This window comes from Streptomyces sp. NPDC044061, assembly GCF_056434305.1.
The window spans coordinates 49,033-74,753 of sequence record NZ_JBWKFL010000033.1; the positions used below are offsets into that span (position 1 = coordinate 49,033).

Consider the following 25,721-nt stretch of genomic DNA (forward strand, 5'->3'; position numbering starts at 1 on the left):
CAGCTACTTCCCTCCTGCCATGAAAAGGATCACCGGTATGACCAGCCCAAGCAGCGAGATCACCGAGCCGATCAGCCACCGCCGGGTCTGAGTGATCTCCGCTGCATCGCTCTGACGCTGTGCCTGGATAGCCGCCACGTCCTGCGCCTCTTTCGCAGCGAGCTGGTCCAGGGCCTTACCGAGGTCGGCGATGTCCTTCGTCATGGCGGCTTTCTCAGCTGTGTAGACGTCAATGTTGACCAGCCGGTCCAGCCGCGCATTGAGCGCCGCCATGTCGTCGCGGACATCGCCCCGCAGAAGCTGGATGAGCCGGCCCAGCTCTCCCAAGGTCACCGGCTCATCGCTCACGGGTTACTCCGGGTGGGGGGTGTAAGTGGGGGGACAACGGTCAGGCGCCGGGAGCCCTGACCAGGCTGTCCTGCGCCTTGGCGGAGATCCCGGTGGGCTTCAGCAGACCGAAGTGCGCGAGCACGGCCGTACCGAAGGAGACGAGGGAGAGGACAGCGGCGGTCTGCACGCTGTACCCGGCGCCATGGGGGCTGGCGTATTCGACGAGGAAGCCGTTCAGGGTGGCCAGGGCCAGCAGCAGGACAGCCTTGAGGCCGGCGTGCGTGACCTTCGTGGTGACGAGGCCGACGAGGACCGGGAGGACGACGGAGATGAGCAGGCCGATCCAGTAGGCCTGATCGAGGTGCGCGTTCATAACGGGGGTGCCTTTCAGACGGGTTGGGCGAGGGAGCGGCAGCCGATGACGGTGCCGTCGGAAGTGGTGACGTCGTCGTGGGTGACGAGGAGGTCCGTGCGGCGCGGGTGCAGGGCGAGAGCGACCTCGAGAGGCACGATCAGGAACGCGCCGTCCCGGGCGGCGGGCAGGTTGTTGGCGTGCCCGTACTCGATGAGCTCCGTCGCTACGTCGTCCTGCGTGGTGGCGACCAGCGGCAGCGGAGCCAGGGCAGCGGCCTGGGGGGCCGGGTCGAGCGTCTGAAGCAGCCCCAGGTCCAGATCGTCGACGCCGTCCGGGCGGTCCGCCTGGTAGATGCGGACCACCCGGGGGGTGAGGTTGGCGAGGCTCACGCGGTGACCTCGAAGCCGTGCTTGGCGCCGAGCTTGGTCAGAGACGTGCGGCCGGGGATGCCGTCGGCGGCCGACCCGCTGTAGCCGAGACGCTTCTGCCACGCCGTGTACGCGGCCACGGTCTTCGTCCCGAAGGACCCGTCGACGTACGAGGAGGCCAGGAGCTTCTCGGCTGCGAGCGCCCGTTCCACCAGCAGCACTTCGGCCTTGTAGGTGGTGTGACCGTCAGCGGCCGGCGGGTCCTTCCGGGCCGCGGCCACGACGTGCGCCAGCGACACCTTCGTCTTCGGTGACGACGGCGTGGGCGCCGGGGCCGTCGGGAACGCCGGCCACGACAGCGGGTCCTGGTGGTCGTTCTCCGGGACTGCCTTGTGCGGATACCAGCCGCTCTTCGTCTCCCACGTGCGCTCGTCGCGGGTACAGTCCTCCGGCCGGCCGTTGGGCCACGCGTCGGCCACGCCCCAGGACTTCACCCAGGCGTGCAGCTCGTCCCAGCCCTTGCACGGGGTGTCGGACAGCTTGGCGTACGTCTTGCCGCCAACCCTGCAGTAGGGGAAGAAGAGGGCCTCGATCTGGATGACGACGGAACCCGCGCGGTTGGTCCTCGTCCCGCCAGCCACGTCGACGAGGGACTTCGACCGCGAGTTCGCCGGTACAAACTGAACGAACCGCCCTGTGAACGGATCCCACAAGACATGCGGGGCCACGCCCTTGCCGCCACTAGAGAAGTAGGACCGCAGGTTCTCGTACGGCACCAGGTCGGCGGGCTTGGCCGCGCTCGCGTTGCGGTCCCAGGTGACGTGCGCCACAGCCTTGGCGGGGCCGCCGTCGGTCGGGGCGTGGTCGCCGATGTCCAGGCGCTGGGCGCTGGGCAGCCAGAGGTATCCCATGGGTCAGAGTCCCTTCACGGTGAGCCAGGAGCGGGCAGCGGCGGCGAACTGGGCGTCCACGCTGACCGGGGACGGCTGCGGGACGGGAGTCGGAGAGGGCTGCGGCTGGGGCTGCGGGACAGGGTTCGGGTCACCCGTCAGCTGCGCGAACTGCTGGCCCAGCGCGTACCAGGACGGCGCCCCGGTGAAGTACGCGGCGGCCTTGTTCAGGCCGTCTTCGTCCAAGACGACGTACGCCTCGGTCACGTACGTGTGCCAGAAGCGTTCGGTCATGTCGGTCTCTTCGCCCCAGGTGACCAGGCCGAACTTGCCGTGCCCGTACGCGCCGGCGATGACGCAGTGACCGCCCGCGGGCTTCGCTCCGCGGACGACGTCCCAGGTATGGCCGGCGTCGAACTGGCGCATCGCCGAGTCGGGGAACGTCATCCCGACGTACACGGAGCCGAAGAGGGCGATGGCCTGCTTGACCTCGGTCAAGTTCGAGACGTCCAGGGACGCGTAGGCCACGATCTTGTGGCCCTCGAGACCGGTCTTACGCCAGTAGGCGAGGACGTCCTGGCAGTAGGCGCCCGTGTCCGAGTTCGGGTCACTCGGGGTGTAGCCGGTGATGGCCGAGTACATGCCGAGGACGCTGTCTTCGGTCGGGACCACCTCGGTACCGCTGCCGTAGAACGTCAGCTGATTGACCATGTGCCCGACACCGGCGCAGGTGCAGTCACCGACGCGGTCGTTGGCGTACATGGGCCAGCGGATGCCGTTTTCCTGCCAGTCGCAGGAGGCCGGCGGTGCGGCGAGGCGCTCCCTCAGGACCTCGGACAGCTTGAGTTGCGGGCGCGCGGGCTGGGCGGGGAGCTTCCCGAGCCGGTACCGGTCGGTGATGGCGGAGGCAGCCACCGGGTTCCCTTCCTTGGCATCGAAGACACAAGGGCTCTTGTGTCTGTGATCCAAAGGCTAGGGAGTTTTGGTGCGTGTGTTCCCTCCGCTTGCCCGGCAGGGGGAACAGCCTCGTCGAACAGACCTACGCTCGCGGTATGCGTCAAGGCCCCGTCCGCACCGTCGTCCTCGCCCGGAACTTGCAGGCGTTCCACGCCTGGTGCTCCGAGAGCGGCACCCGCCCTCGAGACCGCTCCGTCCTGTACGCCTCCGGCCCGCACGCCCTGCGTGGCCTGACCGGGGTGGAGATAGTCCGCTACGGCCTCTGGTGGGACCGCCCGGACGAAGCCGCCCTCTCCAAGGCAGTTGCCAGCCTCGAGGCCCGCAACGTCAGCAAGCAGGCGGTCTGATGAGCGACCAGAAGATTGGGCAGCTACTCGACTCGCTCGGGACCACGATCGATCTGGACGAGGGTGACCTGCCCGTGGACGCGCTCGTCCTCCTCAAGGTCGTCAAGGTCGACGGGGCGGTCTCCATGGTCAAGGGCCAGTCCGACGCTTTGGACTGGCTGACCTCGCTCGGCATGCTGACCGCTGCCATGGAGGTGGAGCGTGGCGGCTTCGCCAAGGTGACCGACGACTAGGCCGGCGCCACCCTCAGCTCCAGCTGGTCCCCGTACGCGGCCCGGAACTGATCCGGCGTCCACGTACGGTCCCCGGCCACGAACACCGGCTCCACCATTGCCCCGCCCTCGGCTAGTTGGTCGGCCACCAGGACCCACGCCACCACCGAGGATGGCGTGGGTACTCCGCTGAAGACGACGTCCTTGGGCGCGTACGCGTCGACCCTCCAGCCCGGCGCGGCGGGCACCACGGTGGCGATGTCCCGTCCGGCGGGAGGCACCTGAATCATCCGAGACCTCCAGGCCTTCTAGGCGGGTGCGATCGTGCTGACGGTGCCCGAGCTGCCGCGCCACTTCAGCGCGCCGCCCTGGGCGTACAGCACACCGCCGCCGGCCGGGTTCGTGGTGGGCACGACCGCGGCGTTGGTGATGCCGACGATGGCGCCGGTGCCGCCTCCGAGGTCCGCCCCGCCGAGGTTGTTGGTGTAGACGGTGCCGGGCGCGGCCAGCTCCACCAGGGCGGTCCCCAGGGTGCCCTTCGTGATGAGGACATTCCCCGTGATCTGATTGCTGCCCGCCGGGCCCATGGCCTCCTCGCGGATGAGGGAGCGGGTGCGCCCGTTGGTGGGCGAGGAGACGATCGTGTTGCCCTGGACCAGGTTGCGGGCGGCCGCGTACTCGAGGTGGATGCCGGAGGCCTGCCCGGCAGTGCCGACCTCACCCGGGGAGAAGATCGTGTTCCCGACGATGTTGTTCTGCTCGCCCGCGATGAAGATGCTGTCTCCGGCGGTGCCATCGAAATTACAGCCGGTCACCTTGCTGCTGGACGCGTCCTGAAGACGTACACCCTTGCAGTTGTTCGTGGCCCCACCGACGAAATTGCAGGCCACGATGAACTGCGTGCCAGCCCGGTCGAGAATGGCCACGGCCGTCTCGTAACCGGAGCCGCCGGAGCCGCCGAGGAATTCGAAGTCGCACGCGATGATCTGGTTCTCATCATTAGAGAGCATCTGGATGCCGCGGCCCGGGCCGGTGGAACTCATGCTCTGGTCGAACAGGCAGCCGATCACGCGGTTGTTGTGGCCGAAGGCGCCGCCGGTCTGCGGGCCCAGGTAGAGGGCGTCGTCGCGGCAGGCGATGAAGTGAATGTTGTCGAAGCAGCAGGCCACCGCACCGATGCCGTAGATACCGCCGGACGTGCCGGTGGTGCCCTGCCCGGTGCAGTTCCCGTCGATGGTCATGTCCCGCATGGTGACGCGGGTATCGCCGCCGGTCATGGCGAAGATGTAGCAGTTGGCGGCGTTCTTCAGCTTGATCGTCGTACCCCAGCCGGCGCCGACGATGGACATGCCCTGCCCGGCCGGAATGACGAGCGGGGACGAGACGATGTAGGTGCCGGTGGGGATGTACAGGGTCTTCTGCGCGGCGGCCGCGGCGGTGACAGCGGCCTGCAGGGCTGCGGTGTCGTCCGTGACGCCGTCGCCGGTCGCACCGTAGGCGGCGTCGGTGGCGACCGCCCACCCCAGCTGCGAGGGGATCTGGGAGGCCACGATGTGGCCCGCCTCGTCCAGCTGCGCCCATCCCCCAGGGATGCCGCCCTGCGCGATGAACGCGGCCAGCGCCGCACCGGTGTCGATGGCGGACATGGCGTAGCGGCGGCCGTACCCGAAATCGATGTACAGCGAGGTGACGCTGTCCGGGCCGTAGAAGACGACCGCACCGTCCCCGTCGGCGGTGACCGTGGTGACCGGTGCGCCGGTCAGGTCGGTGAGGTCGGTGAGCTGAGTGCCGCCGGTGAGGGCGTCCCAGACGGTGCCGGCGACACCCGGCCGCAGCAGCAGCTGGTTGCCGACCTTCTCCATGGCGTAGTCAGCGGGGCTACCCCCGTAGAGATGCCTGGACACGTGTTCTCGCTTTCTCGGCTTAAGGGAGCCAGTAGGAGCCGTCGACGGTGAGGGCGTCGCCGGTCCGGATGTTGAAGGGCGTGTTGTTCGTCAGGGAGAAGGAGTTCGGCCGGTCGCTGCTGGAGCTGCCGTTGGTCATCGAGTACCGGAGCCGGGCGATCTTCGTGGTGGTCTCGGTGGGGAAGCAGGCGCCCACACCGACGGCGGAGCCTTCATCGTTTCCGCTGGTGAAGAACCACATGAACAGCGAGCGGTGCGCGCTGGTGCAGGGCAGACCCGGCGGAAGGGACACCTGAAGCGGGGCGTCGATCCCGGCCGGGTTGGCCTTCGGCTCCAGCTGGATCGTCACATCCACGCGCTTGCCGACGACCTGGACGCGGCCGATGTTCGTGGCAGCCCAGCCGAAGTCGAGGACCGTTCCGTTCGCCGACCACTCCGGCCGGTACGTGAAGTCCTTCAGGCCGACGGAGGCGAGCCACTTCCAGTCCGCGCCGTCCCCGACGTACAGGTCGGTGCCCTCGATCAGCAGGGTGTTCTTGGCGCTGGCAGGGCGGCCGTTGATGGTGCTGGGCAGCACGCCACGGCTGGTGAAGTACCGCTTGTCCACGACGTTCGCGGCGGTGACCACAGTGGAGGCGGCAGCAACGGTGCACTGGGCGAGGGGGATCTCCCACACGCCGTCCTCAACCTGCGTGAGCGGCGGCGGGGTGGTGCCGCCCGTCTTGTACACGGCCGTAACCGAGTTGGCCGCCTGGTCCGCGCGCAGCACCACCAGGTCGACCCGGGCGGCGCCACCCGCGTTCGCAGGGACAGCCAGGCTCTTCGCGGCGTCCAGGTGGTAGAAGAACCCGTTCACGGTCGCCATGCCGGGAGCGACCGACACCGTGGTGGTGCCGGAGCCGGTGACCTTCAGCACGGTCGAGCCTGGGTCTTCGGTGTGGACGCCGTCGCTGTTCCAGCGGCGCGCCATCCGGGACCACTGCAACTCGGTGGTGATGGAGCTGGTGTCGAACGGGGCGGAGAACTCGGTCATCAGGCGGCCTTTCGGGTCTTCAGCCTGGTCACGTCCTTTTTGACCTGGGCGATGTAGGCGTAGATACGGGCCACCACAGAGGTGCCAGTGGAGTCACCGCCGACGGTCGCGGTGACCTTCGTCCCGTCCGAGGCGGTGCAGGTGATTGAGACCTCGCGGACGACGTCCGTGTACCAGTCGCCCCGCACATCGGCCGCGACGGTGTCACCGACCTGGTAGTCCCGGCCGTAGCGCAGCTGTGGGATGTCGATAGGGCTGATCGACAGGCTGCCTTGCCCGGCTCCGTTGGTGAGGGCTTCTTCGCCGGCCTGGTCCTGCTGTGCGGCCAGGTCAACTGATGCGGTGTCGACACCGGTGAGGTCGACGAACTGCTCGAGGACCAGGCCCGGGAACAGCGGGTCGGTGCGGTCGTACGTCTTGCACACGCGGGGGCTGGTGCCGCCGCCGGCCACGACGATCGCCCTCGTGCAGGTGGGCGGGGTTGTGGTGTAGGAGGCGTCGGTCAGGTTGCCCAGAGCGAAGCTGAAGCGCGCCGCGGGCCTGCTGGTCGGGGTGTACACCTGGAACTGAAGGCCGGCGCCGACCTGGACGACGCGGAAGCCGAGCCCGGCCGCGTTGGCGATGTCGGTGAGGACGGTCAGGAGGTTGTCGAACTGGTTGACCTGCCGGGTGATCGTCGGCCCCTGCAGCCCGTCTGTGGCGAGGGTGAGCAGCGGGTTCTTGCGTGAAGACAGCGCGCCCGGGCCTGCGTTGACGTTGACCAGGGTCCGCATCCCCGTCTCGGCCTTCACCGCGGACAGCTTGTACACGGAGTCGGTCTGGGAGCCGATCGCCGCCGTGGGGGTGGGCCAGCACGTGTACTGCGCGAGGACGGTGGTGTCGTCGACCCCGCCCACGGTCAGCTTGCCGGAGCCGCCGTCGCCGGAGGACCGGGACCAGTCGACGGTGCGGATCGGCCCGGACATGACCGTGTCCCCGTCCGCGGTACGGATGATCAGCCCGTTGCCCTCCACCAGCAGGCTGGCCTTGTCCGAGTCCGCGGACACCTCGAGCGTGTACGCCCCGACCGCGTTGAAGCGGGGGATCACCGTGAGCGAGGTGTACTCGGCGACCTGCCCTAGCCGGGCCAGGGAGGCGTCGCGTACGTACACGCGCAGCGCGCTGGCGTCCATCGGTTCTCCCTTCCTAGGCGGCCAGGTAGCGGGGCTGGTAGGTCATGCGGACCCTCGTGTTGGAGGTCGCCCCGGTCACCGTCAGGGTCAGGTCGTTGGTGCCCATCTCGAGCGCCCACATGGTGGAGGGGTCGGAGAGGTCGCCCCACAGGTTCGTGACGCCGTTCAGCAGGGCGGTCTGCTGCCGTTCCCGGGTGTCGATGACGATCGTGTCGCCGACGGAGATCGAGTGGGTGAGGACCAGGACCTCACCGGTGGTCACGTTGGTCAGGCTGATCGCGGTGGCCGGCCCAGTGATGGTCCAGATCGGGAAGGCGTCGTCGTCGCCGTCGTTGTCGACCGTCACACTGCCCAGCACCTGCGAGTTGCCGACCACCAGCGGCAGGAACGGAAAGAACGACCCGGCCACCGGGGACCGCCACTCGGTGGTGACCTCCGGACCCAGCCAGTACGGGGTCGGGCAAGCGAACGTCAACGCGTTTATGCACCAGCGCGCCCCCGCCGCGTCCAGCGACTCATCGCCCTCGAGGCCCCCGCTGTAGCAGGCGCCGATGGTGCGGGCGGTTCCGTCAGCCTGCGAGACGGTGAGCGTGCCCAGACCACGCTTCGGGTTCAGGGAGCGGATCAGGGTGCGGCGCCGGGCCAGGTAGGCGGCGCGGGAGTCGTCGGCCCAGAACGCAATCGGCAGGGCGATCTCCTTGCCGCCGGCGCGGACTTGCCGGATCGCGTAGCCGTCAATGCCCGGGGACTCGTCCTGCGTGAAGGCGTAGACGGGCATGTCGAGGCCCTTGGCACCGGGCTGCAGCGCCCACCCGTTGGCCCAATCACTGAACTTGGTCACCAGGCCTGCGGGGTCGGTGAACCAGACGGAGGGCATCTCGTTGACCCGTGTCGGCCACGGCACCCCCGGCTGAGGCTGCTCCGGGAAGTCGCTGGCGGGTACGAGGATGGGCACGGTCAGCCTCCCACTAGGACGGGCCGGTGCAGCGCGTCCTCGAGGGCCAGCGCAGCTTGGATGGACTGGCGGGAGGCCTGTTCACGGATGGTCGCGTTGTAGTGCAGGTGCCGGTCGCCGACCGTGGTGGTCGTGCTGCTGCTGTTCTCGATCCGGGACGCGGTGGCGGCCGCCGACGTGCGCACCATGGTCGCCAAGTGCGAGGCGGCAGCGGCAACCTGCGGGGCGCTGTCCTTGACGCCGTAGGCGAAGCCGAGGCCGGTGAACCGGCCCAGGGCACGGGTGACCTTCGACGGGCTGCTGATCTTCATTTCGACCTTGAAGGTCTTCTGGATCTTCTTCGCCAGCGCCTTCATCGCCGCAACGATGGACGCCTGGGTCGCCTTCAGACCCTCGAGGTAGCCCTTGCCGGACTGCTTGCCCGCGTCGTACATCGCGTCGGCCGCGTCCCGGCCGTACTTGGTGGAGGCCTTGGCGATGGCGTCCTGGGTGATGTTGATGGCCTTCAGCTGCGCCGGAGTCGCGTCCACCAACGCCTTGGCGTAGGCGGCGCCCTGGTCGGGGCCCGCCGAGATGATCTGCTGAAGCAGCGTCTTGGACAGGCCCCGGTCGCCGAGGATCTTGACGTTCTTCCCGAACGCCTTGATCTGGCCCAGGCGGACGTTGAGGCCCGAGAGGATGCCGCCCGCGTCGAAGGTGTTCCCGCCGTTCGGGAGGCTGGTCATGGCCGCGAACTGGTTGGCCTGGTTGGTGGAGTCGGCCGCCAGCTGGTTCGCCGCCGTGATCTTCGCGGCGATCGCGTCACGCTGCGCGGCGAGTTTGTCCAGCTTGCTGGTGGTCGCCTTGATGCTGGCCAGCAGCTTGTCGTCCAGGGTGGTCTTCACACCCTTGAACGCGTTCTTGACGGCCGTGGCCACCCGCGACATCGCAGCGTCGATCTGAGCGGCGGTGCCCGCGAGCTGCTTCAGGAAGTCCGACCCTACCGATGCGGCGATCGGACCGGTGTCGATCTTCTTCCCGCCGATTTTCAGGATGCCGCCGCCGGCGAACCCGCGTGGCAGGCCTCTTGAGATGCGTACGCCGCCGCCGAGGATGCCGCCCATGGCGTAGCCGCCGGGCCGGTTGTACGCGGCGGAGAGGCTGCCGTAGCGGGCGAGCGCGTACTTCATCGAGGCGTACAGGTTGGCGATCGGCGACGTGCTGACCCCGTACATGAACGGCCCGGTGTTGCGGTACTTCCCGGCGTAGGCCCGGAAGGTGGAGTCGATGACCTGCATGAGGCCGACCGACGGGTGACCGGCCCGCCAGTTGGAGTCGGTGCGGTTGACCGCCGTGGGATTACCGCCGGACTCTTGGTTCATGCGGCGCAGTGTCGTGTTGACCAGGCTGAGGGACTGGTGGACCTCGCCGAGGGCCTGCTGGACGACGCCGCGCCAGCGCTGCACCCCGGAGCCGCCGTCCCCGCCGCCGCCGGTGAGGTACGGCATCGGGTCCACAGCGCGGCCGTGGACGCGGGCCTCGAGGTGAAGGTGAGGACCAGTCACGTTCCCTGTGGCGCCGACGGAGCCGACCCGGGCGCCCTGCTTGATGCCCGCGCCGACCTTCGCGGCGATCGCGGACATGTGCGCGTACAGGGACTCCAGGCCACCGCCGTGGGAGATCAGGACGTGCCTGCCGTACGGGCCGCCAGAGACCGCGGATTCGACGGTGCCGTTGTCGACAGCGACGACCTTCGTGCCGGTCTTCGCGGGGAAGTCCAGGCCGGTGTGCCGGCCGGAGGACCACATGCGGCCCTTCACCCCGAACCGGGTGCCGAACGGAACGTTGACCGGCTTGATCCACTGCCCGGACGCGTCGGGGATGTCCTTGCCGCGAATGTAGTCGATGGCCTTGTCGATGAGGCCGAGCGGGGCGCCGGCGACCATGCCCGGCCACGTCTTCTTGTTGCTGCCCAGGGCCTTGGTGATGCCGGACTTGACGGGCTTGAAGGCCTTGGCCGCCAGGTCGGCGAGGCCGCCGCGTACGGCGTTCTCGCCCTTCTTCAGCACGCCTCCCACGGTGTCGGCGATGCCGGAGCCGATCGCGCCGAGGATGCCGCCCTCAGCGAAGCCGTACTGGGCGCGGGCGGTCGCCGGGTGCTGGCCGCGCATCGCGGCAGCGTTCAGGGCGTACAGGCGCTGCCGCTCGTACGGATCCCGCATCACCTCCGAGACGTACACGCCTTCGCCGCGGCGCATCGGCACCAGCTGGTCGTCGCCGTCACGCCAGGTCGACCAGCCCGGCAGGACGCCGCCTCGAGCGAAGCCCTTCACCTTCAGGGTGTCCAGGTTCGGCACGTTCGGGATGTGGCCGGCCGTGGCGTTCCAGACCTTCACGATCCCTTCGTTGTACACGGTGTCCACCCAGAACCGGATGGGGGCGGCGACCTGCTTTTTCAGGCCCGACCAGACCCTGCCGATGCCGTCACGGATGTCCCGGAACGCGCCGGTGAGGCCGTCACCGAACTTGTCGAATCCCTGCCGGACCGCCTTCCACGCACCCGAGGCGGTGGACTTCACTCCGTCCCAGAAGTCGGACCAGATCTTGGCGGCGCCGTTCTTCAGGTCGCGGAACCGGGAGACGATGCCGTCCTTCAGATCGGTGACGATCTGCTTCAGCCGCTTCCACAGGCTCTTGAACCAGTCGATCGTGCCGTTGACGATGTCCGGGATGATCGAGTGGCCCAGCAGCACGTCCCACAGCCACTTGAACTTGTCGACCACCCACTTCACGGCGTCGCCGGTCGCCTTCACCCACTTGCTGATCCAGCCGATCACGCGGGTCAGGACGGGGACCAGGACGCCGAGCGCGTCGGTGAGCATCCCGGTGAGCAGCGTCGCCAGGGTGACGATGAGCGGCATCAGTGGGGTGAGGACGTCCACGGCCAGTTGGATCAGCTGGATCGTGAGCTGGGTCAGCGGCGGCAGCAGCGGCAGCAGCGCGGTGATGAGCGGCGGGAAAAGCGGCGCCAGTTGCGCGAACAGATCCCCGAACAGGCCGATGGCGGGCACCAGCGCGGTGATGACCGGCAGCAGCGCCGTCACGACGGCCTTGAGGACCACGTTGAGGCTGGAGCCGATGACGTCCAGGACCGGGGCGAGCGCGGTGATGATCGCGCCGATGAGGACGCCGAGGGGCTCGAGGAGCGGCATCAGGTTCTGCACGATGCCGACGAGGACGCTGCCGATGGTGTCGATGACCGGGGCGAGCGCGTCCACGATCGGCATCAGTGCCTTGCCGAGGGTCTTCGCAAGGTCGGCCAGCACGGGACCGAACTTCTCGGCGAGCTGCTGGATGATGGGGGCGAGCGCGGCGAGGACGGGCAGGAAGGCCTGGATGACCGCGCCGAGGGTGCCGGCGAAGAGCTTGGCGATGGCGTTGATCGCCTTGAAGATCTGGGTGAGGGCGGCCTGGACCTCGGGGGCTTTGAGGACTTTGGCGATCTCGTGGATGGCGGCACCGAACGTGCCGAAGAAGTCGCCCCCGGCCTTGCCGGCCGCTTTGAAGATGCTGCCGATGATGCTGCCGATGTCCCCGAGGAGATGACCGAACTGGATCGCGACGTCCAGCGCCTTGTTGATCGCGTCGGTAAGGGAGCCGTCCTTCAGCTTCTCGGACAGGCGGGCCATGACCTTGTCCATGACGCTGGCTGCGCCCTTGGTCATCCGGTCGAACGCGGGCTGCGCGGCAATGCTCAGCTGGGCGAAGCCGGTGACCATCTGCCCGGGGATGCGGGACAGGTTGCCCAGGGACTGCTTGACGCCGTCGAAGACCTGCTTGAGCTGCCCGGTCTTCCGCAAGTTGGACACCGCGCTGAGCGCGTTGCGGGCCATGGTGTTCAGCTCGCCGGCGGCGCCGACCAAGCCGGAGCGGACAGTGGGCAGGATCTGGGAGCCGACCAGCCTGAGACGGCTCCCGATCCCGGAGAAGAGACGGTCCTGGACATCCAGCTTCATGGACCGCCACGCGGGCGCCATGGCCTGCAGCGTGCCGACGAACGCCCGGGCGTTCGGGGACAGCTTGGACAGGGCGGTGTCCAGCTTGGAGGTCTGCGCGGCCGCCGCCGCCTGAGCGTCCGCGACACTGCGCGCAGCATCCGCGACGGCCTGCTGCGCGTCGGCTATCTGCCGCTGCCCCTCCACTTGCGCCTTGATGACGTCCTGCTGCGCCTGAGCGAGAGCACGCTCCCGGTCAGCTACCTCCTGGTTCGCCTTCGACACCTTGTTCTTGGCGTCGACGACCGTCTTAGAGCCCTCCACGCCGGCCTTGTTCGCGGCCGCGGTGTCCTTCTCCGCGCGCTGCGTGGCTAGGCGCTGCTCCTCGAGGGACTGCACCGCCTGGTCCTTGGCCAGCTCCGCCTGCTGGATCTGCAGCTGCGTCGCGGTCGGGTCGGAACGGACCCGGGCCAGGTCCTCCTCGGCCTGCTGAACGGCGAGCGTCGCCGCCTGCTCGGACAGCCGGGAGTCCGCCAAGCTGTTGTTCATGTCCTGCAGGTCGCGTACGGCCTGCCGACGTGCGGCGGTCAGGTCCAGCTGGGCCTGCTTGGCGTCCCGCTGAGCGGCGGTCAGGTCCCGCTCCGAGGTGGCGACCTGCTGCTGCGCCTGCTTGACCCGCTCAGCGGCCTGCACCTGCGCGTCCGACAGGGACCGCTGAGCGCGGGCCAGGGAGCGCTGCGCGTTCTCCACGGCACGGGTCGCGTTCGCGGCCTTGGTGGCCTCCCCTGCGGCGGGCTTGAAAGCGGCCTTGATGGCGTCGCTCACCCCGGACGTGCCGACCTTGATCGCGGCGAAGGCTCCCGCCAGCATCGCCACGGCCGGCGCGGCAGTCGCCGCGAGCGGCCCCATCTGTGCGATGGCCTGACCGAGGGACGCGATCGTCGGGAACGCCGCTATCGCCGCGGCAGCGAGCTTGGCGATCCGGGAGGAGAGGATCCCGACGCCGCCTGCACCGCCTCCGCTGCTGCCGCCGAGGCCGTTGAGGCTGCCGGTGAGCGCCGCCAGGCCGATGCTGCGGACCCGGATGTCGACGGTACGGTCACGGGTGGCGTGGGTGAGGGCCGTGTTCGCGGCGGTCGTGTCGGCCCGGGCCTGGATCGTCATCGTGCGGCGCCGGGTGAGGTTCGCCAGACTGTCGGCTGCGACGCGGGTGTCGACGTCGGCGCCGATACGGACGGTGCGGCGTTGGATCAGGTTTTTGATCTCGTTCGCGGCGACGCGGGTGTCGACTGTGGCGCGGATGTTGACGACACGGTCCGCGCACAGCTTGTCCAGCTTGGCCTTGGCTCTCTGGTACGCGGCGTCGTTGATCTTTGGTGCGATCTGTACGGCTCGCTGCCCGGTCAGGCTGTTGAGCTTCTTCTTCGCCGCGGTCTCGTCGACTTCGACGGTGACCTTGACCTTGCGGTCCTGAGTGAGCTTGGCCAGGGAAGCGACCGCGGCCTTGTCGTCCAGCTCGGCAGTGACCTTGAGCTTCTGTTCCTTGGTCAGGCGCTGCAGCTCGGTCTTGAACGCCGCATCATCCAGGGACGCTTTGACGCGGACCCCGATCGGCTTGGCCAGCTTCTTGCTGATGGCGTTGCGGATCAGGTCGCCGGCGAGGTCGCCGGCGCTCTTGGCGGGTTCGCGGATGGCGGAGGGCAGCTCGGCGCGGAGCCGGTCGCCGAACTGGCTCACGTCCGGGATCAGCGATACCCGGGTCGAGCCGACGACGGTGGCGTCTGCCATGCTGCCCCTCCTCCCCTACTTCTTCAGTGCTTCGAGTTCGCGGATCCTGACCATCCACTGGTCGATCGCCGCCTGCTGCGCGGCCGCGTCGACCGGACCCTTCTTCGGGGCGAGCCGCTCGAGGACCGCCATGTTGCGGGCGTTGCGGGCCTCGGTGAGCTCCTCGCGCTCCCGGTCCGCGGCGAGCTTGGGCGGATCCACCGGGGACATCTGCGGTGGTTCGCCCTTGAGGTGGGCCTTCCACTGGATCTGCGCCAGCAGCTGCAGCAGGTTGGTGATGGTGGCCTGCATGTAGGTGGTCTGGCTCCAGCGGTGCCCCTCGAGGTCGCCTGAGGCGGCGGCCTTGGTGGCGGAGTCCTCGGGGAGGGCGACGACCAGGTCCCGTAGCTCGGACCAGGTCATCGTTCCCTCCCCCCAGGACAAGGCCCAGAACTCCTCTAGGCGGCGGCCGGGGTAGTACCGCTGGAGGTCGGCGCGGACGGCTCCGGAGTGCTCTCGGAGGAGCTGGAGGAGCCAGAGTCTTCCCCCGGCTCGCTGCCCGCCTCCTTCTGTAGCTCGTCGAGGATCTCCACCAGCTCACCGACGGTCAGCTTCGCGACCTTCACGAGGTCGTCGAACGCGCCGGCCGGGGTGGCGATCTCCTTGAGGATGTTCAAGTTGCGGTCGCCGTCGGCCTCTTCGACCTTCTCCACGACTTCGACAGGCCAGTAGTCCCGGGTGAGGAAGGAGCAGATGCGGTCCTGGGCAACGCCTTCGCCGCCAACGGGGACTTCGAAGACGACGTCGATGTACTGGACGCCAGCGGCCTGGACGCGCTGGGCACGCATCTCTTGGAGCTTGATGACCTTGCGGTTGGGCTTGGACACGACGGTTCTCTCTTCTTGGGCAGGGGCAGGGCGGGGGACGGTGCAGGTGGCCTGCCGTGCCGCCCCCGCCCAGGGATGTGAGCGCGGCAGGCCACCAGTCAGAAGGGGTGTTACGGCGTGGTCAGGGCCACGTTGGTGAGGAACCGCTGGACCGCCTGACCGCCGGACGGGGCGGCGAGCGGCTTGAACGTCAGCTCGAAGCTCGAGGCATCGTCCGCGCTGCGCTTGCGGTTACCACGGTCGGAGACGTCGACGCGGGCGATCATGATGCGCTCGATCTCGTCGCCCTCGATGATGTCGATACCCAAGGCCTTCTCAATGCCCGGAGACGCCTGACCCGTACCGAAGGACAGGAACTGCGGCACGGCCGGCGGGCCGACGGCCGCGGCGGTGCTGGTCATGTCGGAGGCCTGCACCGCGTAGTACAGCTGGAGGAGTTCGGCGGTGGTCTCCAGGAACGTCAGCTTGAAGCTGCCGTCGCGGGACTTGATGCGGGTCTTGACCGGGGCTTCCTCACCCCATGCCGGGATCTCCGTGCGGTCCTCACCCAAGGCCTCCTCGAGACCGTCAGGGTGCAGGTATCCCAGGTCGACCCAGCCGACGCCCCAGGCGGCGACCGGCGTGGTGGGGAAGGTGGTGCCGACGTCCGCGAGGTAGGCGCGGCCCTTGACGCCAATCTTGACATTGTCTGCGTTGCCCACGACGGGCCTCCTAGCTTGTCGATCGGGGTGGGCGCACGCTCATCCCCAGGGTCATGCCGACCCGGCGAACACCCGTGTTGGGTTCCTCCGGGCGGTCTTGCGGTCCGGTCTCCTCGGAGGCGCCGGTGACGATCGCGTCGGCGGTGGACTGGCCGGGCAGTAGCTCCCACTCCCCCCGCACCTGCAGCGCGAGCCGCATGGCCGCGCCGAGGGCGGGCTTGGCGGGGGCGTAGCAGTCGATGGAGAAGCGGGGCTGATCCCTGGCAGATGGATCGGACCAGCCCCGCAGATCAGCGGTCCCGCCGATCCTGAGGACCCGGACGATGCCGCCGTGCTCGGCCAGCAGCGTGTTGAAGGCGTCTCCCTCGGGGAGTTCACCGACAACCTTGGCGCTGGAGCCGAGGGCGGCTTGCAGCAGGTCGATGGCGACCTGCTTGCCGTCGGGGAGCTGGACCGGCGTGGACATGCGTCAGCCCTGCTTCGCCCGGGACACCTTGGCCGGGACTGCCGGCGCCTCGGTGGACGGGGCAGTCTCGTCAGGCTTCGTCTCCGACTTCGCCCGGGACACCTTGGCCGGAGCCGGGACGGCGGTCTCGTCAGGCTTCGTCTCCGCCGGTGTCTCGGCGTGGGTCTCGTCGTCGACGGGGACGGCGGGCGCGTCGGTGGACGAAGCGGTCCCGTCAGGCCTCGTCTCCGGCTTCGTCTCCTCGGCCGGGGTCTCTTCGGCGACGGGGACGGCGAAGCCATGCCAGGAGCGGACCTCGTCGCGGCGGACCTCAACGACGTCTCCGGGCACCATGCCCTTGTGCCAGAACGTCAGCTTCAGCTTGACCAGGTCAGCCGGGTCTTCAGCGGCCATGGTTGCCTCTTCCACTAGTGGTCGCCCCCTGCTGCGTCGAGAGCGGTCGAAAGGGTGTAGCGGGGCGGGTGGATGGCCCGCCCGTGACGGTCGGTCTGCCGGGTGCCGTGCTCCACGTAGATCGCGTACGGCACGTTCGCCTCCACGGACACCTCACCGTCGGGGCCTGGCTGCTCTACGCGGTGAATGGACGCCTTGTAACGGCCGGTGTCCACCGGGGCGATCGCCTGAGCGACCTCCACCACCCGGTCCATGCGCTTCTCGAGGTCGTCCTGCACCACCCGCGAGTGCGGCAGTTGGTGGATGGCGTCCTCGTCCAGGTCCACCTCGATATGGACTTCGCTGCTCATGCGCCCTTCACCTCCAGCAAGGTGATGGACTGGCCATCGAGCGGCCCGGACTGCTCCACGCGGGCGGGGACACCGTCGATGTCCCATGTGCGGCCGTCCCACTGGATGCGGTGCGAGGGAAGCACCGTGGGCGCGGTACGCGGCAGGTACAGCTGGGCGCGGGTGATGGTCTGGTCGCCGGCCTGCTTCGTCCGCGACGCGAACATGTAGTCGACCGTGCAACCCCCGATGAGCGTCGGGGTCGCCTGGTCCCAGTCGCGTACCTCGGTGTTGTAGTCCCCCGCCACCAGGGGCGCCTCGAGGAGCGTGACCGTCTGACGGCCGATGTTCCCGATCATCCGATCACCCACGGCCACATCGTGAGCAGCCCGGAGTTGCGTAGCACCGTGGCTGCCTCGGGCCCGATCTTCGGTGCTGCGGTACCGCCGGAGCCAGTGCCGGTGCGTCGGGTGATGGACCGCTGCCCGGTCGTCATGGACTGCACGTCGTCCTGAGCGCCGGTCTCATCGCCGCGTTCCATCTTCCAGTGGACCTGCCGCACGCACGCCTTGCGTAGGACTTCCTGTACGTCGGCGTCAGCGGGGTCGAAGTGCGCGCCGATCAGCGCCCCGTCGATCGCGTCCGACGCCTGCTCCAGCAGCCGGAACGCATTCGGCGGGGCAGGCTCGGGGGTGAGCCAGGCCTCGAGGTCGCTGACCGTCGCGTACGCCATGGCCTACTCGCCCTGCTCTCGGGCGTCTTCAACGACCTGCGCGTACTCCTGGCACTCCGTCTTGGTGGCGTCCTTCGCCTCATCCGGGTCCATGCCGAGAGCGATCGCGTAGGTACGCCAGTCGGCGACGGCCGCGTTCTTGGCGGGCCGGTCCGGGAGCGGCTCTACCGGCGCCTCAGGGTCGGTGGTGGGGACGGGGGCGTCCTGGCCCTCGCCGAGCGCCTCTTCGTGCGCGGTCACCCACTCCTGGAGCTGCTCCAGGGACAGGGTGGAGGCCTGGACGGCGTTCAGGCCGAGCGCGACCGCGTAGGTCGCCCACTTCCCCACGTGCGCGTCCTCGCCGGGCTTCTCCCCGGGAGCGGCCCGGTGGTCACCGACCCGGTTGACGGTGTCGGCTTCGGAGCCGTGGACGACGACGAGGGACTTGTCCCCGGCCTCCACATCGGCCGGCTTGCCGTCGACGGGCCGCAGGTGCCCGCGGGTGACCTGCTTGGCCATCTCAGGGTGCAGCGGGTCATCCAGGGTGAGCCGCAGCCCACCGGGACCCTCGTATTCGCGGGAGGCCATGGGTCAGTTCCACGCCTTCGGCATCTTGAAGACCGTGATGCTGCCGGTGAAGCCGGCATCGAAGTCGACGTACAGGGCGGAGCCGTCCTGCTGGAACCGGGCACTCGTGAACGGGCCGAGGAACTCGCTGCCGGTGTTCGCTCCGACGGACTGGACGAGGTCGCCCTGGCCGGCCATCCACGACTGGACTCCGGAGCCCGCGCGGACGGTGACGTTCTTCGCGGCGACGGCCGTGTTGTTGACACGGATGATGGTGTGCTCCGGGTCCGCGACCGGGATGACGACACCGTTCGTGACCAGGGTAGCGTCGATGGTCGTCCCGGCCGGGTTGGTGAGGTGGCTGTTGGGGACGAGCGGCGTGTAGCTGACGGTGGTGCGCGCCATGGGATGCCTCCTAGGGGATCAGCGCACGAAGGGGTTCGATGCCCTAGGGGCTTAGGCGGGGTCGACGAATGCGACGGCGATACCGGTGGGGCGGAGGAGCTTGGCGCCGTAGACGTGGAGGCCGCGGATCGCGTCGGCGATCGTGGACTGCAGGCGCAGCGCCTCGGTCTCCAAAATCTGCTCCGCGTACGTCAGCGCCCCCGGGTAGCCGGCCTGGATGACCTGCGTGTCCCCACTGGGGTTGGGGGTGTTGTTGGTCTGCAGGATGTCGAAGCCAGCGGCGCGACCGACCATGCCGTTGCGGAGGCCCTCTTCGGTGCCGGATTCGTTGACCTTGATGAAGCGGGAGTCCCGCAGCAGGGAGCCGGTGAACTCCGGGGAGACCGTGACGTATCGGCCTTCGCTGGGGATGTTGGCCCGGTCGAGCTTGGTGCGCAGCGGCACGAGGACCTTGTCGTAGGCGTCGGTGTAGCTGGTGTGGATGTCGATCGGGGAGCCGGTGGAGCCGACCGTGTTCGCCGCGGCTACGCCGGTGTAGAGGGAGGCGACGTAGGCGTCTGCCTTGTCGCGCAGCCCGTAGGCGGCGTTCTGCGCCATCTGCGCCATCGGGTTGAGCAGGGCCTGCGCCTTGTCGACGTCGTCGAGCTTGAACGCGAAGGCCTTGCCCTGGTCGATGACCAAGTCCGTGCCGGCGGTCTCGACGTCCTCGTAGTTGATCGTGTCGCCGGAGTCGTAGTCGAAGATCGTCGGGTCACCGATCGTGGTGATGTGCACCGACTGACCCTTGGCGGTGATCTCGCCCTCGTAGTTACGGTTCACCAGCTGCGGCTGCGCGTAGATCAGGGAGTTACGGAGAGCCGTCAGGAGCTGCGCACTCCAGATCTCCGGCTTGAAGTTGTTGATCGACACGGAGGCTCCTAATGCCTACCGGCCGCCCAGGTACGAGCTGAAGCGTCCCTCGTCGACGGCCTTGGTTATCTGTTCGGGGGTCATCCGCTTCGCGTCCTCCGCGCCCAGCTGCTTCTTGCCGCCCGGGGCTCCGCCCATCGGCGCGCCCCCAGCGGGAACCGGCGGCTTGGCCGGCTCGGCCGCCTTGGCGGCGAGCTTGGGGTTGGCCCCCACCGCGTCCTTGACGGCCTTCTCCACGTCGGCTGCGAACGAGTTGCTGGCCGGGTCGAGCTTGGCGATCGCGGTGGCGAAACCGCGGGAGTCCAGGAGGGCGTCCGGGTCACCGCCGTGCTTCCCGGCCGACTTGTAGACGGCGAGCTCTACCTGCGTCTGGCGGGCCTGGTCGCGGGACTCCTTGGTCTCGCCGCGGGCCTCTTCCAGTTGCTTGGCCAGCTCTTCGGGGGTGGGCGGCTTCTCCTTGCCCGTGTCGACGCCGAAGATCCCGGCCAGCTTCTCCATGAAGTCGGCCTGGTCCTGCTGCGCCTTCTGTTCGGCTGCCTCGCGCTTGGACTTCTCGCTGGCGACTTCGCCGCGGAGGTTCTCTACGAGGCGCTCGAACTTGTCCGGGTCGAAGTCGCCTTCGAACTTGGGGGTCTTCCCCTTGGGTTCGGCGGGCGGCTGCGTGCCCGTGGGCTCGGCGGGAGTTGCGGGCTGTGCGGGGGGCGTTGCGGGTGCGGCCGGCTCTGGCGGAGTCGGGGCGGGGGTGCCTTCGGGCGCGGGCGGGTTGGCCGGCTGGTTGCCGGGTTCCGCAGGTGCGTTCGCGGGCTGGGCGGGGGTCGACATCAGAGCCTCCTTGGGCTGCCTGGACGTGCGTGTGTGCGGCGCCTTGTCCGCGCACGTCTGGCATGGATGCTAACCCAATCCCGAGGTCAATGCTGCACAATCAAAGGCGAGAACGCAAGCTAGCCTTTGATTCCAAGGAAGAGAGGGGGTGTGGGGTGACAGAGAGCAGCAAGCAGATAGCCGACCTGGCGCAGCGTCAGCCCGCCCAACTCAGGGCCCTCGAGCACCGCCACGCGGCCGCAGCAGCGCGCCCCCTCGCCCGCGCCCTGGCCGACGCCGAGACCGACGCCACTCACCGCTGGCTGATGGCCACCGCCCCGCAGCAGACGATCCCGACCGAGACGAGCCTGCGCGCTCTCATCGAGCACATCCATAAAGCGCTGGAGGCCGCCTTCTACGGCCAAGGCGCGTACGCCATGGCCGAGGCGCAGCGGGCCGCGTACACGGCGGCGTCCCTCGGTATCCAGCACGCATCCAGGATCACCGCTCTTCTGCGTGGTGTTCCCCCGCCCACCAACGTCCCTGTCGAGACCGGCGCGGTGGCGGACCGTGCCGCCGGCGCGATCCCGGCCGCAGTGCAGGAGGAGCACACCCGGGCCCTGGCGCTGCTCACCACCGCCGGACTGACAGCGACCGGACTGGCCGGGATGAAGGGCGTCTTCTCGAGGGCCCGCCGTGCGGTCACCCGGATCACGGCGGGGGTGGCGACGGCGGTGACGTCGGCGGCCGCGAACGCCGCGCTCACCGTGGCCCGATACCTCGGCCCCGGCATACAGATGCTGTGGGTGGCAGAGCCGGGAGCCTGCCCGGCCTGCGCCGCGTACGCCGGCCGCTCCATCCGACCCGGGACGCACTTCCCCGGCGGGCTGTCCCTGGACCCGAAGCGGACCGTTTTCCTGACGTCGATCCCCGGCCCGCCACGCCACCCCCACTGCCGGTGCGTGCTCATCCCCTGGCATCCGTCCTGGGCCACGCGTGGCACTCCGCTGCCGGCGCTGCTGCAGCAACTCGCCCGCACCGCCGCTCGTACCCCCGCCCGAAGGACCCCGTGATGCCTACAGGAACCCTCAGCTCAGACCGTTTCGACGAGTTCCGGGAGCTGCACGCCCAGGGATACGGGCGGAACCGGATCGCCCGGGAGATGGGCGTGGCACCGGTGTGTGTCTCCCGTACGGCCGAGTACCTGGGGCTCACGTTCGACCGGTCGAAGATCGAGGCTGCGACGAAGGCACGCCTGGCTGATCTGGCGGAGCGGAAGTCGCTGCTGGCTGAGGATCTGCTGTCGGATGCGGAGCGGCTGCGGGCGCAGATGTGGGTGCCGACCACGGTCTACAGCTTTGGTGGGAAGGACAACACGTACGAGGAGCACGAGTTCCCGGAGGCGCCGGCGGCTGACAAGCGGGCGCTGATGTCGACGGCGGCGACGGCGATTGACCGTGTGCTGAAGCTGGTGCCGGAGCAGGAGTCGTCGAACCTGGACGACGCCAAGAGCATGCTCGGGTCGCTGGGTGAGGCGCTGTCAGCGTTCTCTCGTACCGCAGACGACGAGGGCCAGGCCGAAGACGGCGGCGAGCGCTGACCGTGACCACCACGCTGGAGTCGTTGCCTCTGTCCCGGAAGCAGATCCGGTCTGTCGCCGAGTCGACGGCGAAGATCTGCTGCTGGGAGGGCGCGATCCGGTCGGGGAAGACGATCGCTTCCCTGCTGAAGTGGCTCATCTTCATTGCGCAGGCGCCGACCACGGGCGAGCTGGTCATGATCGGCAAGACGGCGCAGACGATCCACCGGAACTTGTTCCTGCCCATGCAGAACCCCGCGCTGTTCGGGGAGATATCGAAGTTCATCCACTACACGCCGGGCGCGCCCACGGCGACGATCCTCGGCCGGACCGTGCATGTGATCGGCGCGAACGACGCCAAGTCGGAGCCGAAGATCCGCGGTATGACGGTGTGCGGCGCGTACGTCGATGAGGTCACCCTGGTCCCGCAGGTCTTCTTCGAGCAGCTGTACGGCCGTATGTCGGTGCATGGGGCGCAGCTGTTCTGCACGACGAACCCCGACAATCCGGCGCACTGGTTCATGCGGGACTGGCTGTCGCAGGCCCACCGGAAGCCGGTACTGCGGTTCTCGTTCACGATCGACGACAACCCTTTCTTGGACGCCGACTACGTCGCGGACATGAAGGCTTCCCACGAGGGCCTGTTCTACCGGCGGTTCATCCTCGGCGAGTGGGTTGCGGCGGAGGGTGCGATCTACGACGCGTGGGACCGGGACCGGCACATCGTCACCGAGCTGCCGTCCGAGGGCATCTACAAGTGGATCTCGCTGGGTGTCGACTACGGCACGTCCAACCCGTTCCACGCGGTGCTCCTCGGCCTCGGTCGGGACCGGAAGCTGTATGCGGCGGCGGAGTGGCGGTACGAGGCGCGGCAGACCCGCCGGCAGCTCACCGACACCGAGTACTCGCGGCGGCTCCGCAGCTGGCTGGCCGAGGTGCCGGGGATCGGGGCGGTGCGGCCGCAGTTCATCACGGTCGACCCGTCCGCAGCGTCGTTCTCGGCGCAGCTGCGCAGGGACAAGCTGACGCCGACGCCGGCGAAGAACGACGTCATGGACGGCATCCGCACCGTGTCCTCGCTGATCGCCTCGAACAAGCTCCTCGTGCACGAATCCTGCGAGGCGCTGATTCAGGAGATCGGCGGCTACAGCTGGGACGACAAGGCTGCGGAGAAGGGCGAGGACAAGCCCATCAAGGTCGCCGACCACGGCGTGGACGCGCTCCGGTACGGCATCTACACCACTCGTGCTCTGTGGCAGCGGCATCTCGCGCTCGCCGCCTAACCACCCCACCCCTGAAGGAGAGACGTTATGCCGCTGCCGCCGTCCGGGAAGACCCCCTGGCCCCCGGTCCAGTTCCACGAGCCGTTCGCTGACATGGATGTGTGGCGGGCCTGGTACTCCGGCGACACCTCCCACCTTGCGCAGGTGTACGGCGGGCCGAACCAGCTCGCGTCGAACTCGAGGGCTCGGGACTTCTTCGAGCTGAACCGGCCGTCGCAGTTCCGTGGCGGCCTCGTCGGCGGGCTTGCTCGGATGTTCTGGGGGGAGCCGATCACGCCGGGGCAGCCGGCGGCGAAGCTGCACGTGCCGATCGCCGCGGACATCGCGGAGCTGTCGGCGAACTTGCTGTGGACTGACGTGCCGTCCGTGGCGGTCGACAGCGATTCCACCAGCGACACGGGTATCGAGAAGTCGACGACTGATCAGATCAAGCGGTACCTGGATGACCGTGGGCACGCCACGATGCGGGAGGGCACCGAAAAGGCCTCTGCGCTGTCCGGGGTGTACGTGCGGGTGGTGTGGAATATAAAGCTGCGCCCGCGGCCGTGGTGGGATGTCCTCGGCCCGGACGCGGTGATCCCGGAGTGGCAGTGGAACGTGCTGACGGCGGCGACGGTGTGGCGGCAGCTGGAGTCTCCGACCGGGGGTTCGGAGGTGTGGCGGATGCTGGAGCGGCACGAGCCCGGGACGATCGAGTACGGCCTGTACCGGGGGGACGCCGACACGCTGGGCATGATGATGAGCCTGGCCGACCATCCGGAGACGGAGTATCTGATAGGCCGGGTCGATGACCAGGGCCGGATGGCGTCCGGTGTGGACCGGCTGCTGGTGCACTACGTGCCGAACATTCGGCCGCAGCGCCTGTGGGATCACATCGAGGACGCGGCGCCGTTCGGGCGTTCCGACTTCGCGGGGATTGAGCCGTTGATGGGCGCGTTGGATGAGGCGTGGACGTCGTGGATGCGTGACCTGCGGTTGGGCAAGGCGCGGATCATGCTGCCGCAGTCGATGCTGGATGTGGACGGGCCCGGCAGGGGCGGCATGTTCGACTTGGACCGTGAGGTGTTCATGCAGCTGAACATGCTGGACGAGGGCTCCGGGTCGGCTGCGATCACGATGAATCAGTTCGCGATCCGTGTGGAGGAGCACGAGCGGACGTGCATGGCGCTGCGGAAGCAGATCCTCTCGAGCGCCGGGTACAGCGCGCAGAGCTTCGGTGACGAGGGCACGGTGGCGGCTACGGCGACGGAGGTGGTGGCGCGTAAGGAGGAGTCGCTGACCACCCGGGGTACGAAGATCCTGTATCAGCGGCCGGCGCTGCTGGACTTGGTGACGACGACGATGCTGGTGGACGTGGCGCACTGCGGCGCGAAGAAGGTCGACCCGACGGTGGAGTTGACGGCGTCGTGGCCGCAGGCGGTGCAGCCGGACCCGGAGTCCGTGGGTAGGACGCTGTCGCTCCTGGAGACGGCTGGGGCGATCTCCGACTACATGAAGGTGAAGACGCTCCGCCCCGAATGGGACGAGGAAGAAGTCCTGGAGGAGGTGGCCCGGATCAAGGCGGACAGGGCCGCGGCGAATCCGCTCCCGGCCGGCGACCCGTTCGGCACGGGCGGAGGGCAGGTGCAGGATCCGACGGCCGAGGGCCAGGACGGTGCGCCGCAGGACGGCGGGGACGGGCAGGAGCCGGGCGACCAGGCTAACCAGAAGCAGGGGCAGGCCAAGGCAGCGTGAGCGGGACAATGGCGGGCATGACCGATACCCAGCCGCACGTGATCCCGCTGTTCCAGTGGGCCGCGTACTGCCAGGACACGAAAGCGCTCCAAGACCGGGATCTCGGTGTCGCCAGCTGCCTGGTCTGTGGGCAGGAGCCCCGTGAGGTGGTGGTGAAGGGGTGCCCGGCCAGCCACGCGCACGCCGGCCGTGATGTCCTCGGGCATGTGGCGTGGCTGGGCTGCGGCCACCAGGCCGAGGTCGAGTTCACGGGCTCCGAGTTGGACCGGGCCGCAATGTGGGGGGTGCCTGCATGACCCCTGAATTGGTGACGTGGCTGCGCGCCCAGCTCGGCGAGGACGAGCGGATCGCGCGGAGGGCAGGCGACAGCTTCCGGCAGATCGGCGAGACCGGCGTCATCGTCGCCACAGAAGGCGACCGAGCGGAAGAGTGCGCCTCCGCCAACTGGGCTGGCGTTGCCGAGCACATCGTCGAGCATGATCCCGCGCGGGTTCTGCACGAGATCGACGCCAAGCAGCGGATCGTGGCCTTGCACTGCGATGCGCGCGGCAAGGACCCGGCTTGCTCCTCAATCGACTATCCGGAGAAGGCCGAAGACTGCGAGACCCTTCGCGTGCTCGCTTTGCCGTACGCGGACCGGCCTGGCTACCTCGAGGAGTGGCGGCCGTGAGCAATCAGTGCGTTCTGTCTG

The 25,721-nt window shown here is 68.7% G+C and carries 31 protein-coding genes; 8 read left to right on the plus strand and 23 right to left on the minus strand.

The window, feature by feature from the left end; all coding sequences use genetic code 11:
• Positions 1 to 3: 3 nt before the first annotated feature.
• Genes AC07CM_RS37870 through AC07CM_RS37890 form a run of 5 tightly spaced genes read right to left on the minus strand, consistent with a single transcriptional unit; the run spans position 4 to position 2,858 of the window.
• Entirely contained in the window at positions 4 to 348 is a 345-nt protein-coding gene (locus AC07CM_RS37870; protein ID WP_478881053.1) for a hypothetical protein, read from the minus strand.
• Between the two features lie 40 nt (positions 349 to 388).
• Positions 389 to 703, minus strand: a complete 315-nt coding sequence (locus AC07CM_RS37875; protein WP_478881054.1) for a hypothetical protein — start codon at positions 701 to 703, stop codon at positions 389 to 391.
• Between the two features lie 14 nt (positions 704 to 717).
• Positions 718 to 1,074 carry a hypothetical protein gene (locus AC07CM_RS37880; RefSeq protein WP_478881055.1) on the minus strand — a complete coding sequence of 119 codons (357 nt, stop codon included), beginning with the start codon at positions 1,072 to 1,074 and terminating at the stop codon, positions 718 to 720.
• Positions 1,071 to 1,964 (minus strand): endolysin, encoded by an 894-nt coding sequence (locus tag AC07CM_RS37885; protein ID WP_478881056.1) that lies wholly within the window; start codon positions 1,962 to 1,964, stop codon positions 1,071 to 1,073. The genes AC07CM_RS37880 and AC07CM_RS37885 overlap by 4 nt, the downstream gene beginning before the upstream one ends.
• Before the next feature lie 3 nt (positions 1,965 to 1,967).
• Positions 1,968 to 2,858 (minus strand): hypothetical protein, encoded by an 891-nt coding sequence (locus AC07CM_RS37890; protein ID WP_478881057.1) that lies wholly within the window; start codon positions 2,856 to 2,858, stop codon positions 1,968 to 1,970.
• 137 nt (positions 2,859 to 2,995) lie between these two features.
• On the opposite strand from AC07CM_RS37890, the gene AC07CM_RS37895 reads away from it, so the two are divergent.
• Positions 2,996 to 3,247, plus strand: a complete 252-nt coding sequence (locus tag AC07CM_RS37895; RefSeq protein ID WP_478881058.1) for a hypothetical protein — start codon at positions 2,996 to 2,998, stop codon at positions 3,245 to 3,247.
• Positions 3,247 to 3,480, plus strand: a complete 234-nt coding sequence (locus AC07CM_RS37900) for a hypothetical protein (protein ID WP_478881059.1) — start codon at positions 3,247 to 3,249, stop codon at positions 3,478 to 3,480. Before AC07CM_RS37895 ends, AC07CM_RS37900 begins: the two co-directional genes overlap by 1 nt.
• On the opposite strand, the gene AC07CM_RS37905 is transcribed toward AC07CM_RS37900, so the two are convergent.
• From AC07CM_RS37905 to AC07CM_RS37990, 18 genes are all read right to left on the minus strand, one after another.
• Positions 3,477 to 3,749, minus strand: a complete 273-nt coding sequence (locus tag AC07CM_RS37905) for a hypothetical protein (RefSeq protein ID WP_478881060.1) — start codon at positions 3,747 to 3,749, stop codon at positions 3,477 to 3,479. The two genes, AC07CM_RS37900 and AC07CM_RS37905, sit on opposite strands and share 4 nt — an antisense overlap.
• Positions 3,750 to 3,767: 18 nt before the next feature.
• Positions 3,768 to 5,363 carry a right-handed parallel beta-helix repeat-containing protein gene (locus AC07CM_RS37910; RefSeq protein WP_478881061.1) on the minus strand — a complete coding sequence of 532 codons (1,596 nt, stop codon included), beginning with the start codon at positions 5,361 to 5,363 and terminating at the stop codon, positions 3,768 to 3,770.
• A 19-nt stretch (positions 5,364 to 5,382) separates the two neighbouring features.
• Positions 5,383 to 6,396 (minus strand): hypothetical protein, encoded by a 1,014-nt coding sequence (locus tag AC07CM_RS37915; RefSeq protein ID WP_478881062.1) that lies wholly within the window; start codon positions 6,394 to 6,396, stop codon positions 5,383 to 5,385.
• Entirely contained in the window at positions 6,396 to 7,568 is a 1,173-nt protein-coding gene (locus AC07CM_RS37920; RefSeq protein WP_478881063.1) for a siphovirus ReqiPepy6 Gp37-like family protein, read from the minus strand. Before AC07CM_RS37920 ends, AC07CM_RS37915 begins: the two co-directional genes overlap by 1 nt.
• A 13-nt stretch (positions 7,569 to 7,581) precedes the next feature.
• Positions 7,582 to 8,523 (minus strand): phage distal tail protein, encoded by a 942-nt coding sequence (locus tag AC07CM_RS37925; RefSeq protein ID WP_478881064.1) that lies wholly within the window; start codon positions 8,521 to 8,523, stop codon positions 7,582 to 7,584.
• A 2-nt stretch (positions 8,524 to 8,525) separates the two neighbouring features.
• Positions 8,526 to 14,285 carry a peptidoglycan DD-metalloendopeptidase family protein gene (locus tag AC07CM_RS37930; RefSeq protein WP_478881065.1) on the minus strand — a complete coding sequence of 1,920 codons (5,760 nt, stop codon included), beginning with the start codon at positions 14,283 to 14,285 and terminating at the stop codon, positions 8,526 to 8,528.
• Between the two features lie 15 nt (positions 14,286 to 14,300).
• On the minus strand, positions 14,301 to 14,687 hold the full coding sequence (locus tag AC07CM_RS37935; protein WP_478881066.1) for a hypothetical protein: 387 nt from the start codon (positions 14,685 to 14,687) through the stop codon (positions 14,301 to 14,303).
• Positions 14,688 to 14,722: 35 nt separating this feature from the next.
• A complete protein-coding gene (locus tag AC07CM_RS37940; RefSeq protein ID WP_478881067.1) occupies positions 14,723 to 15,151 on the minus strand; it encodes a hypothetical protein in 429 nt (142 codons plus the stop codon).
• 110 nt (positions 15,152 to 15,261) lie between these two features.
• Entirely contained in the window at positions 15,262 to 15,852 is a 591-nt protein-coding gene (locus AC07CM_RS37945; protein ID WP_478881068.1) for a phage tail tube protein, read from the minus strand.
• Between the two features lie 10 nt (positions 15,853 to 15,862).
• A complete protein-coding gene (locus AC07CM_RS37950; protein WP_478881069.1) occupies positions 15,863 to 16,318 on the minus strand; it encodes a hypothetical protein in 456 nt (151 codons plus the stop codon).
• Positions 16,319 to 16,321: 3 nt separating this feature from the next.
• Entirely contained in the window at positions 16,322 to 16,711 is a 390-nt protein-coding gene (locus AC07CM_RS37955) for a hypothetical protein (protein ID WP_478881070.1), read from the minus strand.
• Between the two features lie 14 nt (positions 16,712 to 16,725).
• Positions 16,726 to 17,061, minus strand: a complete 336-nt coding sequence (locus tag AC07CM_RS37960) for an HK97 gp10 family phage protein (protein WP_478881071.1) — start codon at positions 17,059 to 17,061, stop codon at positions 16,726 to 16,728.
• On the minus strand, positions 17,058 to 17,411 hold the full coding sequence (locus tag AC07CM_RS37965) for a hypothetical protein (protein WP_478881072.1): 354 nt from the start codon (positions 17,409 to 17,411) through the stop codon (positions 17,058 to 17,060). The genes AC07CM_RS37960 and AC07CM_RS37965 overlap by 4 nt, the downstream gene beginning before the upstream one ends.
• Entirely contained in the window at positions 17,396 to 17,773 is a 378-nt protein-coding gene (locus tag AC07CM_RS37970; protein WP_478881073.1) for a head-tail connector protein, read from the minus strand. The genes AC07CM_RS37965 and AC07CM_RS37970 overlap by 16 nt, the downstream gene beginning before the upstream one ends.
• A gap of 3 nt (positions 17,774 to 17,776) precedes the next feature.
• Positions 17,777 to 18,340, minus strand: coding sequence for a hypothetical protein (locus AC07CM_RS37975; protein ID WP_478881074.1), 564 nt, complete (start codon positions 18,338 to 18,340; stop codon positions 17,777 to 17,779).
• 3 nt (positions 18,341 to 18,343) lie between these two features.
• Positions 18,344 to 18,724, minus strand: coding sequence for a hypothetical protein (locus tag AC07CM_RS37980; protein WP_478881075.1), 381 nt, complete (start codon positions 18,722 to 18,724; stop codon positions 18,344 to 18,346).
• Between the two features lie 51 nt (positions 18,725 to 18,775).
• Positions 18,776 to 19,633 carry a phage major capsid protein gene (locus AC07CM_RS37985; protein WP_478881076.1) on the minus strand — a complete coding sequence of 286 codons (858 nt, stop codon included), beginning with the start codon at positions 19,631 to 19,633 and terminating at the stop codon, positions 18,776 to 18,778.
• Between the two features lie 15 nt (positions 19,634 to 19,648).
• Positions 19,649 to 20,455 (minus strand): hypothetical protein, encoded by an 807-nt coding sequence (locus AC07CM_RS37990; protein WP_478881077.1) that lies wholly within the window; start codon positions 20,453 to 20,455, stop codon positions 19,649 to 19,651.
• Between the two features lie 155 nt (positions 20,456 to 20,610).
• On the opposite strand from AC07CM_RS37990, the gene AC07CM_RS37995 reads away from it, so the two are divergent.
• The 6 genes from AC07CM_RS37995 to AC07CM_RS38020 are packed head-to-tail and all read left to right on the plus strand — an operon-like array spanning position 20,611 to position 25,700.
• Positions 20,611 to 21,507 carry a hypothetical protein gene (locus AC07CM_RS37995; RefSeq protein ID WP_478881078.1) on the plus strand — a complete coding sequence of 299 codons (897 nt, stop codon included), beginning with the start codon at positions 20,611 to 20,613 and terminating at the stop codon, positions 21,505 to 21,507.
• The gene (locus AC07CM_RS38000) at positions 21,507 to 22,034 is read left to right on the plus strand and encodes a hypothetical protein (protein ID WP_478881079.1); all 528 of its coding nucleotides are present in this window, start codon (positions 21,507 to 21,509) and stop codon (positions 22,032 to 22,034) included. The genes AC07CM_RS37995 and AC07CM_RS38000 overlap by 1 nt, the downstream gene beginning before the upstream one ends.
• 2 nt (positions 22,035 to 22,036) lie before the next feature.
• Positions 22,037 to 23,296, plus strand: a complete 1,260-nt coding sequence (locus tag AC07CM_RS38005; protein ID WP_478881080.1) for a PBSX family phage terminase large subunit — start codon at positions 22,037 to 22,039, stop codon at positions 23,294 to 23,296.
• Positions 23,297 to 23,323: 27 nt separating this feature from the next.
• A complete protein-coding gene (locus AC07CM_RS38010) occupies positions 23,324 to 25,030 on the plus strand; it encodes a hypothetical protein (RefSeq protein WP_478881081.1) in 1,707 nt (568 codons plus the stop codon).
• 17 nt (positions 25,031 to 25,047) lie between these two features.
• On the plus strand, positions 25,048 to 25,326 hold the full coding sequence (locus AC07CM_RS38015) for a hypothetical protein (protein WP_478881082.1): 279 nt from the start codon (positions 25,048 to 25,050) through the stop codon (positions 25,324 to 25,326).
• Positions 25,323 to 25,700: a DUF6221 family protein gene (locus AC07CM_RS38020; protein ID WP_478881083.1), complete on the plus strand. Its 378-nt coding sequence runs from the start codon at positions 25,323 to 25,325 to the stop codon at positions 25,698 to 25,700. Before AC07CM_RS38015 ends, AC07CM_RS38020 begins: the two co-directional genes overlap by 4 nt.
• Positions 25,701 to 25,721 lie beyond the last annotated feature (21 nt).

What these genes read in the sequence shown, in the direction of transcription:
- AC07CM_RS37915 (WP_478881062.1), bottom strand. Translation starts at nt 6,396, where the DNA reads ATGACCGAGTTCTCCGCCCCGTTCGACACCAGCTCCATCACCACCGAG.
- AC07CM_RS37970 (WP_478881073.1), bottom strand. Translation starts at nt 17,773, where the DNA reads ATGGCGTACGCGACGGTCAGCGACCTCGAGGCCTGGCTCACCCCCGAG.
- AC07CM_RS37875 (WP_478881054.1), bottom strand. Translation starts at nt 703, where the DNA reads ATGAACGCGCACCTCGATCAGGCCTACTGGATCGGCCTGCTCATCTCC.
- AC07CM_RS37920 (WP_478881063.1), bottom strand. Translation starts at nt 7,568, where the DNA reads ATGGACGCCAGCGCGCTGCGCGTGTACGTACGCGACGCCTCCCTGGCC.
- AC07CM_RS37930 (WP_478881065.1), bottom strand. Translation starts at nt 14,285, where the DNA reads ATGGCAGACGCCACCGTCGTCGGCTCGACCCGGGTATCGCTGATCCCG.
- AC07CM_RS38010 (WP_478881081.1), top strand. Translation starts at nt 23,324, where the DNA reads ATGCCGCTGCCGCCGTCCGGGAAGACCCCCTGGCCCCCGGTCCAGTTC.
- AC07CM_RS37885 (WP_478881056.1), bottom strand. Translation starts at nt 1,964, where the DNA reads ATGGGATACCTCTGGCTGCCCAGCGCCCAGCGCCTGGACATCGGCGAC.
- AC07CM_RS37895 (WP_478881058.1), top strand. Translation starts at nt 2,996, where the DNA reads ATGCGTCAAGGCCCCGTCCGCACCGTCGTCCTCGCCCGGAACTTGCAG.
- AC07CM_RS37960 (WP_478881071.1), bottom strand. Translation starts at nt 17,061, where the DNA reads ATGAGCAGCGAAGTCCATATCGAGGTGGACCTGGACGAGGACGCCATC.
- AC07CM_RS37950 (WP_478881069.1), bottom strand. Translation starts at nt 16,318, where the DNA reads ATGTCCACGCCGGTCCAGCTCCCCGACGGCAAGCAGGTCGCCATCGAC.
- AC07CM_RS37980 (WP_478881075.1), bottom strand. Translation starts at nt 18,724, where the DNA reads ATGGCGCGCACCACCGTCAGCTACACGCCGCTCGTCCCCAACAGCCAC.
- AC07CM_RS37900 (WP_478881059.1), top strand. Translation starts at nt 3,247, where the DNA reads ATGAGCGACCAGAAGATTGGGCAGCTACTCGACTCGCTCGGGACCACG.
- AC07CM_RS37990 (WP_478881077.1), bottom strand. Translation starts at nt 20,455, where the DNA reads ATGTCGACCCCCGCCCAGCCCGCGAACGCACCTGCGGAACCCGGCAAC.
- AC07CM_RS37975 (WP_478881074.1), bottom strand. Translation starts at nt 18,340, where the DNA reads ATGGCCTCCCGCGAATACGAGGGTCCCGGTGGGCTGCGGCTCACCCTG.
- AC07CM_RS37935 (WP_478881066.1), bottom strand. Translation starts at nt 14,687, where the DNA reads ATGACCTGGTCCGAGCTACGGGACCTGGTCGTCGCCCTCCCCGAGGAC.
- AC07CM_RS37955 (WP_478881070.1), bottom strand. Translation starts at nt 16,711, where the DNA reads ATGGCCGCTGAAGACCCGGCTGACCTGGTCAAGCTGAAGCTGACGTTC.
- AC07CM_RS37905 (WP_478881060.1), bottom strand. Translation starts at nt 3,749, where the DNA reads ATGATTCAGGTGCCTCCCGCCGGACGGGACATCGCCACCGTGGTGCCC.
- AC07CM_RS38000 (WP_478881079.1), top strand. Translation starts at nt 21,507, where the DNA reads ATGCCTACAGGAACCCTCAGCTCAGACCGTTTCGACGAGTTCCGGGAG.
- AC07CM_RS38020 (WP_478881083.1), top strand. Translation starts at nt 25,323, where the DNA reads ATGACCCCTGAATTGGTGACGTGGCTGCGCGCCCAGCTCGGCGAGGAC.
- AC07CM_RS38015 (WP_478881082.1), top strand. Translation starts at nt 25,048, where the DNA reads ATGACCGATACCCAGCCGCACGTGATCCCGCTGTTCCAGTGGGCCGCG.